Here is a 15,753-nt window from a genome sequence, read left to right as displayed (position 1 = left end):
AGATTTTCAGGTGGGGAGACTGGCGGATCACGCCAGCGCGGCCCAGATACATTCGTAAAACAAAGCCCACGGCACGCCGTGGGCTTTGTTGGCAGTCAGTCAGGCAGCGCCTTACTGAGGCTTGGCTTCAGTTTTTGGTTTGCCGAAGTGCCACTCGTAAACCACGAATTTGAAGTCTTTCAGGTCGCCTTTCTCGTCGAAGCTCAGGTCGCCGGTAGGGGTCTTGAAGGTGCCTTTGTGGATGGCTTCAGCCACTTTGGCGGAGTCTTCGGACTTGGCAGCCTTGATACCGTCGGCAATCACGGTCACAGCCGAGTAGGCCGGGAACACGAATGGACCGCTCGGGTCTTCTTTCTTGGCTTTGAACGCATCAGCCAGGGCAACGTTGGCCGGATCCTGGTCGAAGGATTTCGGCAGGGTCACCAGCAGGCCTTCGGAAGCGTCTTTGGCGATCTGCGAAATGGAGTCGTTACCCACGCCTTCCGGACCCATGAACTTGGCTTTCAGGCCTTTTTCCTGGGATTGACGCAGGATCAGGCCCAGCTCCGGGTGGTAGCCGCCGTAGTAGACGAAGTCGACGTTGGCTTGCTTGAGCTTGGCGATCATCGAAGAGAAGTCCTTGTCGCCGGCGTTGACGCCTTCGAACACGGCGACTTTCACGCCTTTCTTCTCAAGAGTGGTTTTGACGGCGGTGGCGATGCCTTCACCGTATTGCTGTTTGTCGTGCAAAACAGCAACGATCTTCGGTTTGACGTAGTCGGCGATGTAGTTACCGGCGGCAGGGCCCTGGGCGCTGTCCAGACCGATGGTACGGAAGACCATTTTGTAACCACGGGCGGTGATGTCCGGGCTGGTGGCAGCCGGGGTGATCATGATCACGCCTTCGTCTTCGTAGATGTCCGAAGCCGGTTGAGTGGAGCTGGAGCACAGGTGACCCACCACGAACTTGACGCCGTCGTTGACGACTTTGTTCGCTACGGCCACGGCTTGTTTTGGATCACAGGCGTCATCGTATTCAACGGCTTCGAGTTTCTTGCCGTCTACGCCGCCTTTGGCGTTGATCTGTTCGATGGCCATTTTGGCGCCACTGAACTGCATGTCGCCGTATTGGGCTACAGGGCCGGTTTTAGGGCCGGCGATGCCGATCTTGATGGTGTCAGCTGCGAACGAATGGCTGGCAACCCCGGCCAGAACCATAGCGGCAAACAGTTTGGAAATCTGCTTAGTAGCCTTAGTCATAGTGCTCCACTCTTACTGTTGTAGTTTTTATAGTCCTGGCGCCGTTGGCAGCAGAACCGGGTCAGATATCTACGACATCCCCCGGAAATGCCCCCCGGCAACTGTACCGGTACAGTGTAGAGCGCCGATTGTCAGCCTGGGAAGCTGGCGCCAGGGGGCAAAACTTGGGGGTGTCGCTATTTTGAAAGAAAAAGACAGAATTGCGGCGGGGCGTTGAAAGGCTTATAGCCAGATTCCGTGCATTCCTTGGCCTTCCTGCTCTTTTCGTTCAGTGACACAAATTGCATCTGGGTTTTTCTGCCAGACCACCGACGTTATGATTGCGTCGATTTCTTTTCCGGACCGGACCCATGACTGAAGAACCTAGCACCCTCTATGCCAAACTGCTTGGTGAAACCGCATCTATTACCTGGAAGGAACTGGAGCCGTTCTTTGCCAAGGGTGCCCTATTATGGGTCGACGCGAGCCTGGATCTGATCGCCGCGGCAGAGGCCGTAGCGAGTGATGAAGGCGAGAAAGTGGCTGCCTGGCTGGCCGAAGACCAGCTCGCCAAGCTGTCTGAAACGCGGGCGCTGGATCTTTTTGAACGTGATCCGCAGCTGTGGGCGGTGGTGGTTTCGCCGTGGATTATGATTCAGGAAAGGGCGCAGCCCTGATGGTGCGCACCTTTATGGTGCGTGGTGTGAACGCCCGAAAGTGTGTAGCCGAGTAGCGTGATGGCAGGTTGCCGTAGAGAAAGGCCACAGCCTCACGGTGACGTAAACGTAACGGGAACAGTTGAGAGAGCAGCCTGAGGGCTGCTTAATTGTTTCTGGATGTTGGAAAGTGGTGAATTGTGATCGTTCCCACGCTCTGCGTGGGAACGCAGCCAGGGACGCTCCGCGTCCCAAGCGGACGCAGAGCGTCCGATGAGGCATTCCCACGCGGAGCATGGGAACGATCTGGTTGGGCGCGCCGCTTAGTAGGCGGTTTTACCCGTATGGTTATTCAACGAAATAACCTTGGTCTTGCCTATGCGATGACGGTAGATCTCGCGCAGGTACTTGATTGCCTTCTTCACGCAATCCCGGGACAGGCGGATATCGTTGATCGAAACGAACTTGTCCTTGTCGTTGATCAGCTCGCGGTATTTCTTCTCGTACATCGGTTTGATCGCGTACCAGTTGGTATCGAGGATCTTCGCCGGGTTCTCGAATTCGTTGAGCAGGTCGTCGATCAGGTCCTCGTCAAAGTGTTCATTGATGATGAAGTCCAGGATCGAGTTGTCCAGCGTCTCGTCGAAGCGGTACGGGTTTTTCGCGAAGCAACGTTTGATGAACGCCACGATCAGGGTCAGGAAGTCGTCCGACAAGCACGGGCTCTTGGCGATCAGGGTGGTCAGCGACAGGTTGGCCGAGGCGCCGATCACCAGCGCGTAACGCTTGAGCGTGGTGTTGGGGAACAGGCTGTTGAGGTGTGTCTTCAACCGGTTCAGGTCCATGTACGACAGCTTGTAATCCTTCGGCAGGGAAACGATCGACACCACCGACGAGCAGTTCTTGAAGAAGTGCAGGTCGTGCAGCGCGGCGGCGTCATAACCCGAATTCTTGTACTGCTCCAGCGATGCGCGATAACGCTTGGACTCGATCGGCAACAGACTGATGCCTTCGATGGCCTGGGTGACTTTGTTGAAGTGCGGCAGGTCGATCGAGCGGAAGAACAGGTCGTCGATGTTCAGGCGCTGCGGCTCTTTCTCGAAGACCTTGAATTTGTCGCTGCTTGGCGGCGGGGTTTCCGGCACCACGGATTCGGCATAGGCAATCGCCACGGGGCCGGCCAGGCTCATGAACAGGTCGTTGGCGTCCAGGCGGATGGTTTCGCCGATGTCGATGCCGGCGCGGCGGAAATAGTTCTGATCGTAGTCAGTCGTAACCGCCTGCGCTGTCAGAATGTTGAAGATCTGCTGCGAAATGTATTGATTGGCGTGCTTTTCCATCGCATTGACATCAATGTTCTGGATGTTGCCGTCATCGTTTTCCTCGGCATAACGCATGATGTCGTTGGAGATCAGCATCATTGCGTTCCATGGGCGGATACGGCCCATGACGCTCGCTTCGCTGCTGTCTTCATTGGCGAAGTTGTAGGAGAAGTCCCATTCCTCCGACAGGTATTTGCACAGCAAGCGACCGGCGTTGATGTGCAGTGCTTCAGACATTTCGCTGCGATGATCGGAAATGTTCGGCAGTACGCAGATGCCGCTGGTGAAGATCGGTTCGAAGACGAAGGAGTGGCCGCTCTTGCTGTCGTGCTCGTCCATCGGTTTGGTGTCGAACGTCTTGTTCATGTACGAGTGCTGCTGGGCCAGGCCGAATTCCGAGGCCATGCCCGAACCGGTACCGCCGCCGGCACTGAAGATCGAGAAATACAGGCGCGACTGGTTGGCCTTGATGCCGCAGCTGTCGATCAGGTACGAGTGAATCATTTTCCAGTCAGGGCTGGAGAAACGCTGGGTGTCCTTGTTCAGGATGATCTTGGCCAGGTACTGGCCGAGAATCGGCGCGTTACCGGCGCCACCGGCATGGACTTCCGACAAGTCCATGATTTTCATTTTGCTGTAATCGCGCAGGAAGCCGCTTTTTTCGCCTTTGCGCGAGAAGCGGATGCGACCGGCGATGTCTTTGTCCAGGTCGCCGAGCATCACCAGTGGCTCGACCAGAAATACCGGCTTGGTGTTTTTGTTCTGGCCCAGGCGCAGGTTGTTGCGGATCCACTGGGCCGGACTGTAGCCCTTTTCGGCAAAACGCTTGTCCGGCGACAGGCGATCTTCGCTGTTGAATTCGTTGAGGTAGAACTTGCGGGCGTTGTACACCAGCTCCGCGACATCCAGCGCAATGTTCGAACCGCAGCGGCCCAGGCCGATCAGGCACACCGACGGGAATTCCTGATCGCTGTACTGTTCGTTGTCGCCTTCCAGGTGGGGCGGACGCGGGAACACCATGTCGCGCAGGCCGTCGAGGTTGTCGAGGATGCGGTCGGTATTGGTTTCGGTGAAGTACAGGTATTGCTGGCTCGCCAGCGGGCGCGATGGCGGCAATGGCTTCGACGGTGCGGGGCTGTTCGCCGCCGGGCTCAGCGTCAGGTCGGAAATCGCGGTGGCCGGGTTATTTTTAGAAGTCATTGTTCGCCATGTACCTGGGCTGGTTGGTCGGGCGACAGGCTGTCGTCAAACCGTCACGGAATAAGATCTCGCGTCTTTTATCAGCGCGTATTTGGCCCAAGCGTCAGTGCCGTGGCCTGAACGTCGCTCGGGGGAATCCTTTCCTAAGTCATGATAAATCGGCCAAGATTTGGCGATCTTTAATCAAAAGGAGGCAAAATGATGTCAATGCTACCTTCGCTGGGTTTTGCCGGAATTGGCTTGATGGGGTTGCCGATGTGCCGGCGATTGCTCGCGGCGGGTTACCCGCTGACGGTGTGGAATCGCAATCCGGCCAAGTGCGCGCCGCTGGTCGAGGCCGGGGCACGTCAGGTCGCGACCCCGGCCGAACTGTGTCAGCACGCCGACGTGGTGATGCTGTGCCTGGCGGACACGGCGGTGGTGCGCGAGGTGGTATTCGGCACCGCGGGAGTGATCGAGGGTGCGAAAAATGGCCAGTTGCTGGTGGACTTTTCCAGCCTGGAACCGACGGCAACGCGAGAAATGGCAGCTGAGCTCGTCAGCAAAACCGGCATGGGCTGGCTCGATGCGCCTGTGTCTGGTGGTGTCGTCGGGGCGCAGGCTGGCAGCCTGGCGATCATGGTCGGTGGCGACGGGGCGGCGCTTGAGCGGGTTAAACCGGTTTTGCTGAGCCTCGGCCAGCGCGTGACGCACATGGGGGCGGTCGGAGCCGGGCAAGTGACCAAGGCCTGTAATCAGATGATCGTTGCCTGCAACGCGCTGGTGATTGCCGAAGTGGTGGCCCTGGCAGAGCGTTCGGGTGTCGATGCCAATTTGATCGCCGAAGCGCTGGCCGGTGGTTTTGCCGATTCAAAGCCGCTGCAGATCCTGGCTCCTCAAATGGCCGACAGTCGTTTCGAACCGGTGAAGTGGCACGTGCGGACCTTGCTCAAGGACCTGGACACGGCGGTGAAGTTTTCCCGCGAACAGGGCTCGGCAACTCCGGTCAGCGGTCTGGCGGCGCAATTGATGCGCCTGCACGGCGCCCAGGGGAATCTGGAAAAAGACCCGTCTACATTAGTGCAGATGTACCGTGCACCAGACTCAGCGTCGTGACTGAGTAGGAGTGTTTGCGCTGATTGATTTCATTCAGCACCGGGAGCAATTCGGCGAGCGGTACCGGACGGCTGAGCAGGTAACCCTGAACGTAATCGCAACTGGCGCCTTCAAGAAACTGGTACTGCTCGAAGGTTTCCACACCCTCGGTGACCACCTCCAGGTGCAGGGTGTGGGCCATGGCGATGATCGCCTGGACAATTTCCATGTCCTGAGTCGAGTTGGGAATGTCCTGGATGAACGAACGGTCGATTTTCAGAGTGTTCAACGGCAAGCGCTTGAGATACGCCAGGGACGAATAACCGGTGCCGAAATCATCGATCGACAGTGACACGCCGAGGGCGCGAATCTGCCGCAACAGCACCAGCGTATCGGCGATGTTGCCCATCAGTGCGTTCTCGGTCACTTCCAGTTCCAGCCGTTGCGGCGCGACCCCGGCGTCACGCAGCGCCCGTTCGATTTCGGAGGACAACTCTTCGCGGGCCAGGCTCAAGGGCGAACAATTGACGGCGATCCTCAGCACCTCGCAGCCTTGCCGCGATAGCTCGCCCAGGTCTTCACACGCCTTGCGCAACACCCAATGGTCCAGTTCGGTGATCAGGCCGTTGGCTTCGGCAATGGTGATGAAACGGTCCGGGGCGAGGAAGCCGTGGGTCGGGTGTTGCCAGCGAATCAACGCTTCGAGTTTGCTGACCTGGCCGGTTTTCAGGTCGTAGATCGGCTGGTAATAGAGCATCAGGCCGGTGTCTTCACGCAGGGCGTAACGCAGCTCTTCTTCCAGTTGCAGTTCCAGCGTGGCGCGGGCCTTGAGGTTGGCGCTGAAAAAATTCAGACCGTTGCGACCGCCGCCCTTGGACTGATACAGCGCCAGGTCGGCGTTTTTCAACAGCTCTTCGCAGGATTTGCCGTCTTCCGGAAACACGCTGATGCCGATGCTGGTGGTCATCACCATGCGCCGTCCGGCAAGTTCAATGGGCTCTTTCATTTTTTGCATGATGCGCTGGGCCATGTGCCGCGCTTCTTCTCGATCATGCAGGTCGATGAGGATGCAGAACTCATCGCCACCGAAGCGCGCAACCACATCGGCGTGACTGCGTATGGAGCTTCTGATGTGCCCGGCAATGACCTTGAGCAACTCATCGCCGGCATCGTGGCCAAGGCTGTCGTTGATCCGCTTGAAGTGGTCGATATCGAGGAACAGGACCGCTAGCCTGCCGCCCTCGTGGATTTTCTCGCTGAGTTTCTCGGCGAACAGCTGGTTGAAACCGCGACGGTTGATCAGGTTGGTCAATGGATCGTAGTGCGCCACCTGTTGCAGGGACATGCGCGCCTGGTCCAGTTGGCTGAGCAACGAGTTGACCCGTTGCAAATCGAGTTCCTTGTGTTGCAACTTTTTGTCCGCCAGCGCCGCGCTGATACTGCTACCGATGATCAGCAGCGTCATGATCGCTACGGTCAGGCCGAGTTGAAAGTGATTGTTTTCTCCGGGCTGGGCCAGGAGGCTGTCGCTGGGCAGCACCAGATTGAAGGCAGCCATGCCGGTGAAATGCATGCTGATGATCCCCGCCCCGAGTACCAGGCTGGCACCGTACTTGAGCAGTTGATGAAACGTCCCTGTTTCGTTGCGCAAGTAACTCGACAGCAACAGGGCCGCCATGCTGGCGCCGATGGCGATCACGATCGACAGGCCGAACAACAGCGGTTGATAGTAGGCCTGCGCCGGCGAACTCAGTGCAGACATGCCCACGTAATGCATGGCGGCGATGCCCAGGCCGACTCCGATGGCTGACCTGAAACATTGCCAGAAGCTCAACTGCGCAAGGCTGAGGGTGTGCATCGCCAGCCACGAAGCGAGCAGGGCGATCAGCAGAGAGGCGAGGGTAATGGGCAACTGGTAGTGGATATCTATCGGTGCCTGGAACGCCAGCATGCCGATGAAGTGCATAGCCCAGATTCCGCCCGCGAGGCATCCGGCGCCGACCCAGCGCCAGAGTCGCTGTGACGCCTTCTTTTCTGCATGAGCCACCCGCTCGGCCATGTCCAGCGTGGCAAAACTGCCAGCACAGGCAACCAGATAAGCCAAAAGCACCAGAAAAGGGTCATGTATGCAGTTGAGTATGACCTGCCCACTCTCTGGCAGCTCGGTAATGAAATGCAGACCAAGCCACTCCATAGCATGCCCCATCGATTACTTCCTGGCTGGCGCAATCAACGCCAGCGAATGTCATGGAGTATAGAGGTCACATACGGAACGCAAGCGATAGTGGCACATTGTCCTGCAATCCTTTTGGAATGAACCCTAGATCGTTTGGAAATAAAATGTTGCACAGGCCGCGCCGGAGACGATGGCTGGGTATCAGCTTTACGAATAATTACAGACAGCGGTGGGGCGCCTGACTAGATTGCAGGTTCCGGGCTCGGATGCACTGGCAGTGAAGCCCCATAACAATAAAAGAGACGGACCCATGCAGAACTCGACCCAAGCGGCGAATGCCTGGCGCATTCTGTTCCTGCTGTTCCTGGCCAACCTGTTCAACTTTTTCGACCGCACCATTCCGGCCATCATTATCGAACCGATCCGCATGGAATGGCACCTCAGCGACTTTCAACTGGGGATCATCGGCACCGCGTTCACAATCGTCTACGCCATTGCCGGCCTGCCTCTGGGGCGAATGGCCGACACCGGCTCGCGCGCAAAACTGATGGGTTGGGGGCTGGCAGCCTGGAGCGGGCTGACGGCGGTCAACGGCATGGTGGGAAGTTTCTGGAGTTTCCTGATCGTGCGCATGGGCATCGGCATCGGCGAGGCCAGCTATGCGCCCGCGGCGAATTCGCTGATTGGCGATCTGTTCCCGGCTCACCGTCGGGCACGGGCCATGGGCATTTTCATGCTTGGCCTGCCCTTGGGCCTGCTCTTGGCGTTCTTCACCATCGGCGCGATGGTCAAGGCCTTCGACAGTTGGCGCGCACCGTTCTTCATTGCCGCCGTACCGGGACTGATCCTCGCCGTCTTCATGTTTTTCATCAAGGAGCCCAAGCGCGGCGCCGCGGAAACCGTGCAGGTTTCCCAGGAAAAGGTTGATCGGCCAATCCGTCGGGTGCTGGCGGTACCCACCTTCCTGTGGCTGGTCATGGCCGGGCTGTGCTTCAACTTCGCCACCTATGCCTGCAACTCGTTCCTGGTGCCGATGCTGCAGCGTTACTTCCTGATGCCATTGCAGGAAGCCGCAGTCGCGACCGGTGTTATCGTCGGCGTGACCGGTTTGTTCGGCCTGACGCTGGGGGGCTGGGTCGCCGACAAGATTCATCAGCGAATCGCCAATGGTCGCCTGCTGTTTGCGGCGTTCAGCCTGATCATCTCCACGGTCTGCACGGCGTGGGCGCTGCATTCGGGGCGGATCGAGATCGGTGTATTCGTGGCGGTTTTCAGCCTGGGCTGGTTGTTTGCCTACAACTTCTACACCTGCGTATACACGGCGATTCAGGACGTGGTCGAACCGCGTCTGCGGGCAACGGCAATGGCGCTGTTCTTTGCCGGGTTGTATCTGCTGGGCGGCGGGTTGGGACCGGTGGTTGTCGGCGCACTGTCCGACCACTTCGCCCACACGGCGATGCTCGCCGCGGGCGCCGGGCAAATGACCGAAGCGTTCAAGGCCGTCGGCCTGCACGACGCGATGTACCTGATTCCGGTAGCGCTGTTTTTCACCATGGTGTTTCTGGTGTTGGCGTCGCGGTGTTTTGTGCGCGATGCCAAGCGGATGAAGGATGGATTGGGAGGGGTGGTTGTGCCTGAGGGTTCTGTGGCGACGGCATAAGATCCAAAAAAGAAGGCCCGCAGTATTGCTGTTCACTTAAGGACGACCACTGTACTTGTGGCGAGGGAGCTTGCTCCCGCTGGGGCGCGAAGCGGCCCTGAAAGGGGCTGCTGCGCAGCCCAGCGGGAGCGAGCTCCCTCGCCACAGGATGCTAACGTTCTCTTAAGTGAACAGCTTACGCAGTATTGCGGGCTTTTTTTTTCAGCGTTGGAGCAGGGGACTTAACCCGCCACCAACACCCGGATCGCTTCCAGTCGCAGAGCCGCCTTGTCGAGCATCGCCAGGCCTTGCTCGCGTTGTTTGCGCAACGCAACCAGTTCGCTGTCACGCACGGTCGGGTTGACCGCTTGCAACGCGGTCAGGCGTGCCAGTTCTTCGTCGGTGTCGGCGGCCAGGCGGCGTTGTGCCTCTGCCACGCGCTCGGCATGACGCGGGAAGATTTTGTCTTCGCCGGCATTGATCCGCGGGGTCAGTTGATCGCGCTGGGCCTGGATGAACTTGTTGGCGCTGGCGCGCGGGACGCTTTCGAGTTGGTCGTTCAGGGTCTCGAACGACACCCGGGGCGACAGGTCGTTGCCATTGGCATCGAGCAGGCAGCGCAGTGCAGCGGGCGGCAGGTAGCGGCCCAGTTGCAACGAGCGCGGGGCGACCACTTCGCTGACGTAGAGCAGTTCCAGCAGTACCGTGCCAGGTTTGAGCGCCTTGTTCTTGATCAGCGCCACCGCGGTGTTGCCCATGGAGCCGGACAGCACCAGATCCATGCCACCCTGGACCATCGGGTGTTCCCAGGTGATGAACTGCATGTCTTCGCGGGACAGCGCCTGGTTGCGGTCGTATGTGATGGTCACGCCTTCGTCGTCGCCCAGCGGGAAGCTGGCGTCGAGCATTTTTTCACTCGGCTTGAGGATCAGCGCGTTTTCCGAATGGTCTTCGCTGTCGATGCCAAAGGCGTCGAACAAGGTTTCCATGTAGATCGGCAGGGCGAACTGGTCGTCCTGTTCAAGAATGGCTTCGACCAGCGCGTCGCCTTCGCCAGCGCCACCGGAGTTGAGCTCCAGCAAGCGGTCACGGCCGGTGTGCAATTCGGCTTCCAGACGCTCACGCTCAGTGCGGGCCTCGTCGATCAGCGCTTGCCACTCGCCGTCGTCGGCTTCTTCCAGCAGCGGCAGCAGGCGAGGGCCGAACTGGTGCTGCAAGGCATTGCCGGTCGGGCAGGTGTTGAGGAACGCGTTCAGCGCTTCGTGGTACCACTGGAACAGGCGCTCCTGTGGGCTGGTTTCCAGGTACGGCACGTGCAGTTCGATGGTGTGTTTCTGGCCGATCCGGTCCAGACGACCGATACGTTGCTCCAGCAGGTCCGGGTGGGACGGCAGATCGAACAGCACCAGGTGGTGGGAGAACTGGAAGTTGCGACCTTCACTGCCGATTTCCGAGCAAATCAACACCTGAGCGCCAAACTCTTCGTCGGCGAAGTAGGCGGCGGCGCGGTCACGCTCGAGGATGTTCATACCTTCGTGGAACACCGTGGCCGGAATGCCGGAGCGCACGCGCAAGGCGTCTTCCAGGTCCATGGCGGTTTCGGCGTGGGCGCAGATCACCAGCACTTTGGTGCGCTTGAGCATCTTCAGTTGATCGATCAGCCACTCGACGCGTGGGTCGAATTTCCACCAGCGTTCTTCTTCATTGGCGTCCGGCTGGGCCTGGAAGCTGACTTCCGGGTACAGCTCGGCGTGATCGCCCAACGGCAGTTCGAGGTATTCGTCCGGGCATGGCAGCGGGTACGGGTGCAGTTTGCGCTCCGGGAAACCTTGCACGGCGGCGCGGGTATTACGGAACAGCACGCGACCGGTACCGTGACGGTCCAGCAGCTCACGCACGAGACGGGCGCTGGCTTCGGTGTCGCCATCGTTGACGGCGGTCAGCAGGGCTTCGCCTTCGTTGCCGAGGAAACCTTGAATGGTCTTGTGCGCTTGCGGCGACAGGCGGCCCTGGTCGAGCAATTCCTGAACGGCTTCGGCCACCGGGCGATAGTTCTCGCTCTCGGCGCGGAAGGCGTGCAGGTCATGGAAGCGGTTCGGATCAAGCAGGCGCAGACGGGCGAAGTGGCTGTCCTGGCCGAGTTGTTCCGGCGTCGCGGTCAACAACAGTACGCCGGGAATGGTTTCGGCGAGTTGCTCGACCAGCGAGTATTCAGGGCTGACCTGATCTTCGTGCCATACCAGGTGGTGCGCTTCGTCGACCACCAGCAAGTCCCAGCCGGCGGCGAACAGTGCGTCCTGGGCCTTCTCGTCTTCCACCAGCCATTCCAGGGCCACCAGCGCGAGCTGGGTGTCTTCGAACGGGTTGGAGGCATCGCTTTCAATGAAGCGCTCTTCGTCGAACAGTGCGACTTGCAGATTGAAGCGCCGGCGCATTTCCACCAGCCACTGGTGCTGGAGATTTTCCGGCACCAGGATCAGCACGCGATTGGCGCGGCCCGAGAGCAGTTGGCGATGGATCACCAGACCGGCTTCGATGGTCTTGCCCAGACCTACTTCGTCAGCCAGCAATACCCGCGGTGCAATACGGTCGGCCACTTCACGGGCGATGTGCAATTGGTGCGCGATCGGCTGCGCACGTACGCCACCCAAGCCCCAGAGGGAGGACTGCAACTGGCGGCTGGTGTGTTCGAGGGTGTGGTAACGCAGGGAGAACCAGGCCAGCGGATCGATTTGCCCGGCGAACAAACGGTCGCTGGCCAGGCGGAACTGAATGAAGTTCGACAGCTGGGTTTCCGGCAGGGTAACCACTTCGTTCTGCGCGTTGAGGCCGTGGTAGACCAGCAGGCCATCGACGTCGTCGACTTCGCGAACGGTCAGTTTCCAGCCTTCGAAGTGAGTAATCGAGTCACCCGGCGAAAACCGTACGCGGGTGAGGGGCGCATTCCTTAGCGCGTACTGGCGGGTGTCGCCAGTGGCCGGATAGAGCACGGTCAACAAGCGGCCGTCCTGTGCCAGAACGGTGCCCAAACCCAGCTCGGCTTCGCTGTCACTGATCCAGCGTTGCCCCGGTTGATACTGCTGCGCCATGCTGCCTGACTCCCACCTTGAAAAAGCGGGCTATCTTAACGGAATCAGGTCTCCAGACCAAAGGAATACCTGTGTGGGAGGTGCCGTAGGCTGCGTTTTTTTGATCCGCGTGGCCTGAACAAATCCTAGCTTGCGACCGTTAAGGCAGTGTCGATTGAGTCACAGTTTGCGACCGATGGCTCAAGTCGCCATTTGCGCAGCCGACAGCCTGCTGACAGGAGACCAAAAAATATGCTGCCACCGATGCTTCCCTTGAGTGCCGTGCCGATTACCTCTCAGCACGACCCGGTCCGCCCGCGCCCGGACATAGCACCTGTGGTGCCCGTGCAGGAAAGCTCCACGGACAGCACCATCGACCTGAAAAAGCGTGACCCTGAAGAAACCGCCTTGCTGCTGCGCGAAGAACAGCGGCGCAAGCAGGAACAGGAAAGACGTCGCCGTGAAGCCGACGAAGACCCTGAAGCGCATCTGGCCATCCCAGGGGACGAACTCAATGCCGACAACACCGTACCGGTGGCGCCATTGATGGAAGATCAGCCCCGCCAGGGATTGTGGGTCGACATCGAGATTTGAGCGAGTGGCTGGTCAGCGCTGTCGCCAGACCGCATTATTGGCGCAAACCTGCCTCGGCAGCTGAATTCATTTGCCAGTGATGCACTGAACGCCATGAGCCAAGACGACAAACTGATCGACCTCAACGCCGAACGCGCCAAGCGTGTCCATGACCTCAACGAAAAACGCCTTAATGAAGTGCGTCAGGCGTTCGAGCAAGCCATGCCGCTGGGCAAGGCGAAGAAAAAACCGAAGAACAAACCGAAAAAACGTTGAATCCCCCGTCATCGGTTGATGCAGGTCAGTTTTTCCCCTCCTTTGAGCCCGGTCTCGGGCAACATTGATCCCGGTCAATTCTTTCTCCTGCCCGTTTGGGTAACTTAGCCCTATCGCAACAGGGCAACAGCAGGAGACGCGTCATGTTTTTCGACAACGTGGTGATCGCCGGAGTGCTGACCGTCAGCCTCATGTTCGTTTTTTTTGCAGGATTCGGATTTTTTATCTGGAAGGATTCGCACAAGCGGAAAAAACCGTAGGTCTTTCTGGATGCAATGAGCACGCAAGGCATTTTGGGCAACTTCGGTTGCCCTTTTTTTTGCCTGCGATTCCTTGAAGTTGATCGTTCCCACGCTCTGCGTTCTTGATCGTTCCCACGCTCTGCGTGGGAATGCCGCCATGGACGCTCTGCGTCCAATTCTGACGCGGAGCGTCACGGGATTCATTCCCACGCAGAGCGTGGGAACGATCATCCGGTAATAAAAAAGGCGCGGTCCTTGCGGAGCGCGCCTTTTTCGTTCGGCAGCTGATCAGCTGCCGAGTGCCTTCGAGGCCAGCCAGAACAAACCGGCCGACAGGGCAACCGTGGCTGGCAGGGTCAGCACCCAGGCCAGCAGGATGGTTTTGACGGTGCCGCCTTGCAGACCGCTTTTGTTGGCGACCATGGTACCGGCCACGCCTGAAGACAGCACGTGGGTAGTGGACACCGGCAAGCTGAAAATGTTGGCCATGCCGATCAGGCTGGCAGTGGTGATCTGCGCCGACATGCCCTGGGAATAAGTCATGCCCTGCTTGCCGATTTTCTCACCGATGGTCAGAACCACGCGTTTCCAGCCCACCATGGTGCCCAGGCCGAGGGCCAGGGCCACCGCCAGAATCACCCAGAACGGCGCGTATTCGGTGGTGGTGGTCAAGTCCTTGCGCAGCTTGTCCAGGTCAGCCTTTTCACGGGCGGGCAGGCCTGGCAGCTTGCTGACTTTCTTCGCGGTGTCATCCAGGCAGAGCAGGTAGCGGCGCACTTCGATGCGGCTTTCCGCCGACAGCGAGCGGTAGTCGGCTACGCCCTTGAGGGTGCCCAGCAACGCGTTGATGGTCGGTTCGGTCTGCTGCGGGTTGCAGCGGAATTTCTCCGGCAGATCACCTTCCACGCTTTTGCCCAGTGCCAGGAACTCGCCGAGGGTTTCGGCGTTGCGCTGGTAGAACTGATTCAGATGCAAGGTGGCATCGCGGGTGCGTTCGATCTGGTAGGTGGTGCTGTTCAGATCAAGGACGAACTGCGCCGGCACGATACCGATCAGCACCAGCATGATCAGGCCGATACCTTTCTGGCCATCGTTGGAACCGTGCACGAAACTCACGGCCATGGCGGAGATCACCAAGACCAGGCGATTCCAGAACGGTGGGTGCTTTTTGTCATCGATCTTGCGGCGCTGTTCCGGCGTCTTGTGCATCTTCGACAGCGGACGCCACCATTTCAGGCCGATCAGAATCAGCGCTGCAATCAGGAAACCTGCCATCGGCGAGAACACCAGCGACATGGCGATATCGATTGCCTTCTGCCAGTTCACGCCATCGGCCAACGGAATCTCGTTGATCAGGGCGTTGGCCAGGCCTACACCGAGAATCGAGCCGATCAGCGTATGGGAGCTGGAAGCGGGGATACCGAAGTACCAGGTGCCCAGGTTCCAGGCGATGGCGGCGGCGAGCAACGAAAACACCATGGCCAGTCCATGACCGGTGTTCACATTGATCAGCAGCTCCACCGGCAGCAAGTGGACGATGGCATACGCCACGCCAACGCCGCCCAGCAACACGCCGAGGAAATTGAACACACCGGAAAAGAACACCGCCAGATGAGGCGGCATCGCTTTGGTGTAGATAACAGTGGCTACCGCGTTAGCGGTGTCATGAAATCCGTTGATGAACTCGAAGGCGAGGACAAAAGTCAGGGCGAGCAGGAGGCTCACTAGCACCCAAGCATCCAGTCCGCTGAATAAATCGATCATGAAGGTTTTCTGACCCGGTCATAAGGGGGGCGGGATTATGCCAGAAAAGCGTGCCAATCAATGCACTAGCTGCTCGTTGGTAACATTCTTCAACGAATTAATTTGAGCCGCAGTCCTGCGTGTCGGTGATTTTACGGGCCTTGCAAGTCATTGAATTTATTTGAAAACACCCATGGCAAAAGGGTTTCGCGCGCTCGGAGGAGGGGCCTGAACGCTTGTGTGAAATTTCTGAGAAGAGGGTCGGATATGCGCCCTTTACCTTGTCGGATGAGCAAGGTGGCCGCTGCCCGCTTGTAGCGGGCGCAAAAGGCAACATCCATGCATCCCGCTTTTAACAGGTGCAATCGCAGACCCTTGTAAGGATTAAAGCCGGGACCATCAAGGCTCTTCGGCTTTGAGTTCCTTTTCCATTTTTTCAAGTTCTTGCTTGAAAACCTGATCCTGAACGGTGGCGCGTTTACGCCAGGGTTTGCGTTCCGGTTCGGGTTGGGCGGCGTAGGTGGTGACTTCCCCGCCGTAAACTTCCTTGTAACGTTGTTCCTGGC

11 protein-coding genes are annotated in these 15,753 nt (G+C 58.7%); 6 read left to right on the top strand and 5 right to left on the bottom strand.

From position 1 onward, the window contains the following. Positions 1–111: 111 nt before the first annotated feature. Positions 112–1,239 (bottom strand): branched-chain amino acid ABC transporter substrate-binding protein, encoded by a 1,128-nt coding sequence (locus D8U18_RS13515; protein WP_056856112.1) that lies wholly within the window; start codon positions 1,237–1,239, stop codon positions 112–114. 350 nt (positions 1,240–1,589) lie between these two features. On the opposite strand from D8U18_RS13515, the gene D8U18_RS13510 reads away from it, so the two are divergent. Continuing rightward, positions 1,590–1,895, top strand: a complete 306-nt coding sequence (locus D8U18_RS13510; RefSeq protein WP_131107799.1) for a DUF2288 domain-containing protein — start codon at positions 1,590–1,592, stop codon at positions 1,893–1,895. A gap of 302 nt (positions 1,896–2,197) precedes the next feature. Here the strand turns inward: D8U18_RS13510 and D8U18_RS13505 are convergent, their stop codons facing one another. Next, on the bottom strand, positions 2,198–4,396 hold the full coding sequence (locus D8U18_RS13505; protein WP_056856110.1) for a hypothetical protein: 2,199 nt from the start codon (positions 4,394–4,396) through the stop codon (positions 2,198–2,200). 198 nt (positions 4,397–4,594) lie between these two features. Here D8U18_RS13505 and D8U18_RS13500 point away from each other — a divergent pair, with 198 nt between their 5' ends. Next, a complete protein-coding gene (locus tag D8U18_RS13500; protein WP_177435020.1) occupies positions 4,595–5,491 on the top strand; it encodes an NAD(P)-dependent oxidoreductase in 897 nt (298 codons plus the stop codon). Here D8U18_RS13500 and D8U18_RS13495 read toward each other — a convergent pair. Continuing rightward, positions 5,448–7,664 carry an EAL domain-containing protein gene (locus D8U18_RS13495; RefSeq protein ID WP_277752474.1) on the bottom strand — a complete coding sequence of 739 codons (2,217 nt, stop codon included), beginning with the start codon at positions 7,662–7,664 and terminating at the stop codon, positions 5,448–5,450. The two genes, D8U18_RS13500 and D8U18_RS13495, sit on opposite strands and share 44 nt — an antisense overlap. A 292-nt stretch (positions 7,665–7,956) precedes the next feature. Here D8U18_RS13495 and D8U18_RS13490 point away from each other — a divergent pair, with 292 nt between their 5' ends. After that, positions 7,957–9,306: an MFS transporter gene (locus tag D8U18_RS13490; RefSeq protein ID WP_130904361.1), complete on the top strand. Its 1,350-nt coding sequence runs from the start codon at positions 7,957–7,959 to the stop codon at positions 9,304–9,306. A 221-nt stretch (positions 9,307–9,527) separates the two neighbouring features. Here D8U18_RS13490 and rapA read toward each other — a convergent pair whose 3' ends face one another. Further along, positions 9,528–12,374 carry an RNA polymerase-associated protein RapA gene (gene rapA / locus D8U18_RS13485; RefSeq protein WP_056856107.1) on the bottom strand — a complete coding sequence of 949 codons (2,847 nt, stop codon included), beginning with the start codon at positions 12,372–12,374 and terminating at the stop codon, positions 9,528–9,530. A 231-nt stretch (positions 12,375–12,605) separates the two neighbouring features. Between rapA and D8U18_RS13480 the strand changes: the two genes are divergently transcribed. From D8U18_RS13480 to ccoM, 3 genes are all read left to right on the top strand, one after another. Next, positions 12,606–12,947: a hypothetical protein gene (locus D8U18_RS13480; protein WP_056856106.1), complete on the top strand. Its 342-nt coding sequence runs from the start codon at positions 12,606–12,608 to the stop codon at positions 12,945–12,947. A gap of 93 nt (positions 12,948–13,040) precedes the next feature. Then, a complete protein-coding gene (locus D8U18_RS28740) occupies positions 13,041–13,202 on the top strand; it encodes a hypothetical protein (protein WP_008074569.1) in 162 nt (53 codons plus the stop codon). A gap of 143 nt (positions 13,203–13,345) precedes the next feature. Continuing rightward, positions 13,346–13,462 (top strand): cytochrome c oxidase subunit CcoM, encoded by a 117-nt coding sequence (gene ccoM / locus D8U18_RS29225; RefSeq protein ID WP_056856105.1) that lies wholly within the window; start codon positions 13,346–13,348, stop codon positions 13,460–13,462. 270 nt (positions 13,463–13,732) lie between these two features. Here the strand turns inward: ccoM and D8U18_RS13475 are convergent, their stop codons facing one another. Further along, positions 13,733–15,208: an inorganic phosphate transporter gene (locus D8U18_RS13475; protein ID WP_056856104.1), complete on the bottom strand. Its 1,476-nt coding sequence runs from the start codon at positions 15,206–15,208 to the stop codon at positions 13,733–13,735. Positions 15,209–15,753 lie beyond the last annotated feature (545 nt).

The sequence above is a fragment of the Pseudomonas sp. Sample_10 genome, from assembly GCF_004321495.1.
Classification (GTDB): Bacteria; Pseudomonadota; Gammaproteobacteria; order Pseudomonadales; family Pseudomonadaceae; genus Aquipseudomonas.
This window is presented reverse-complemented; position numbering and strand designations above follow the sequence as displayed.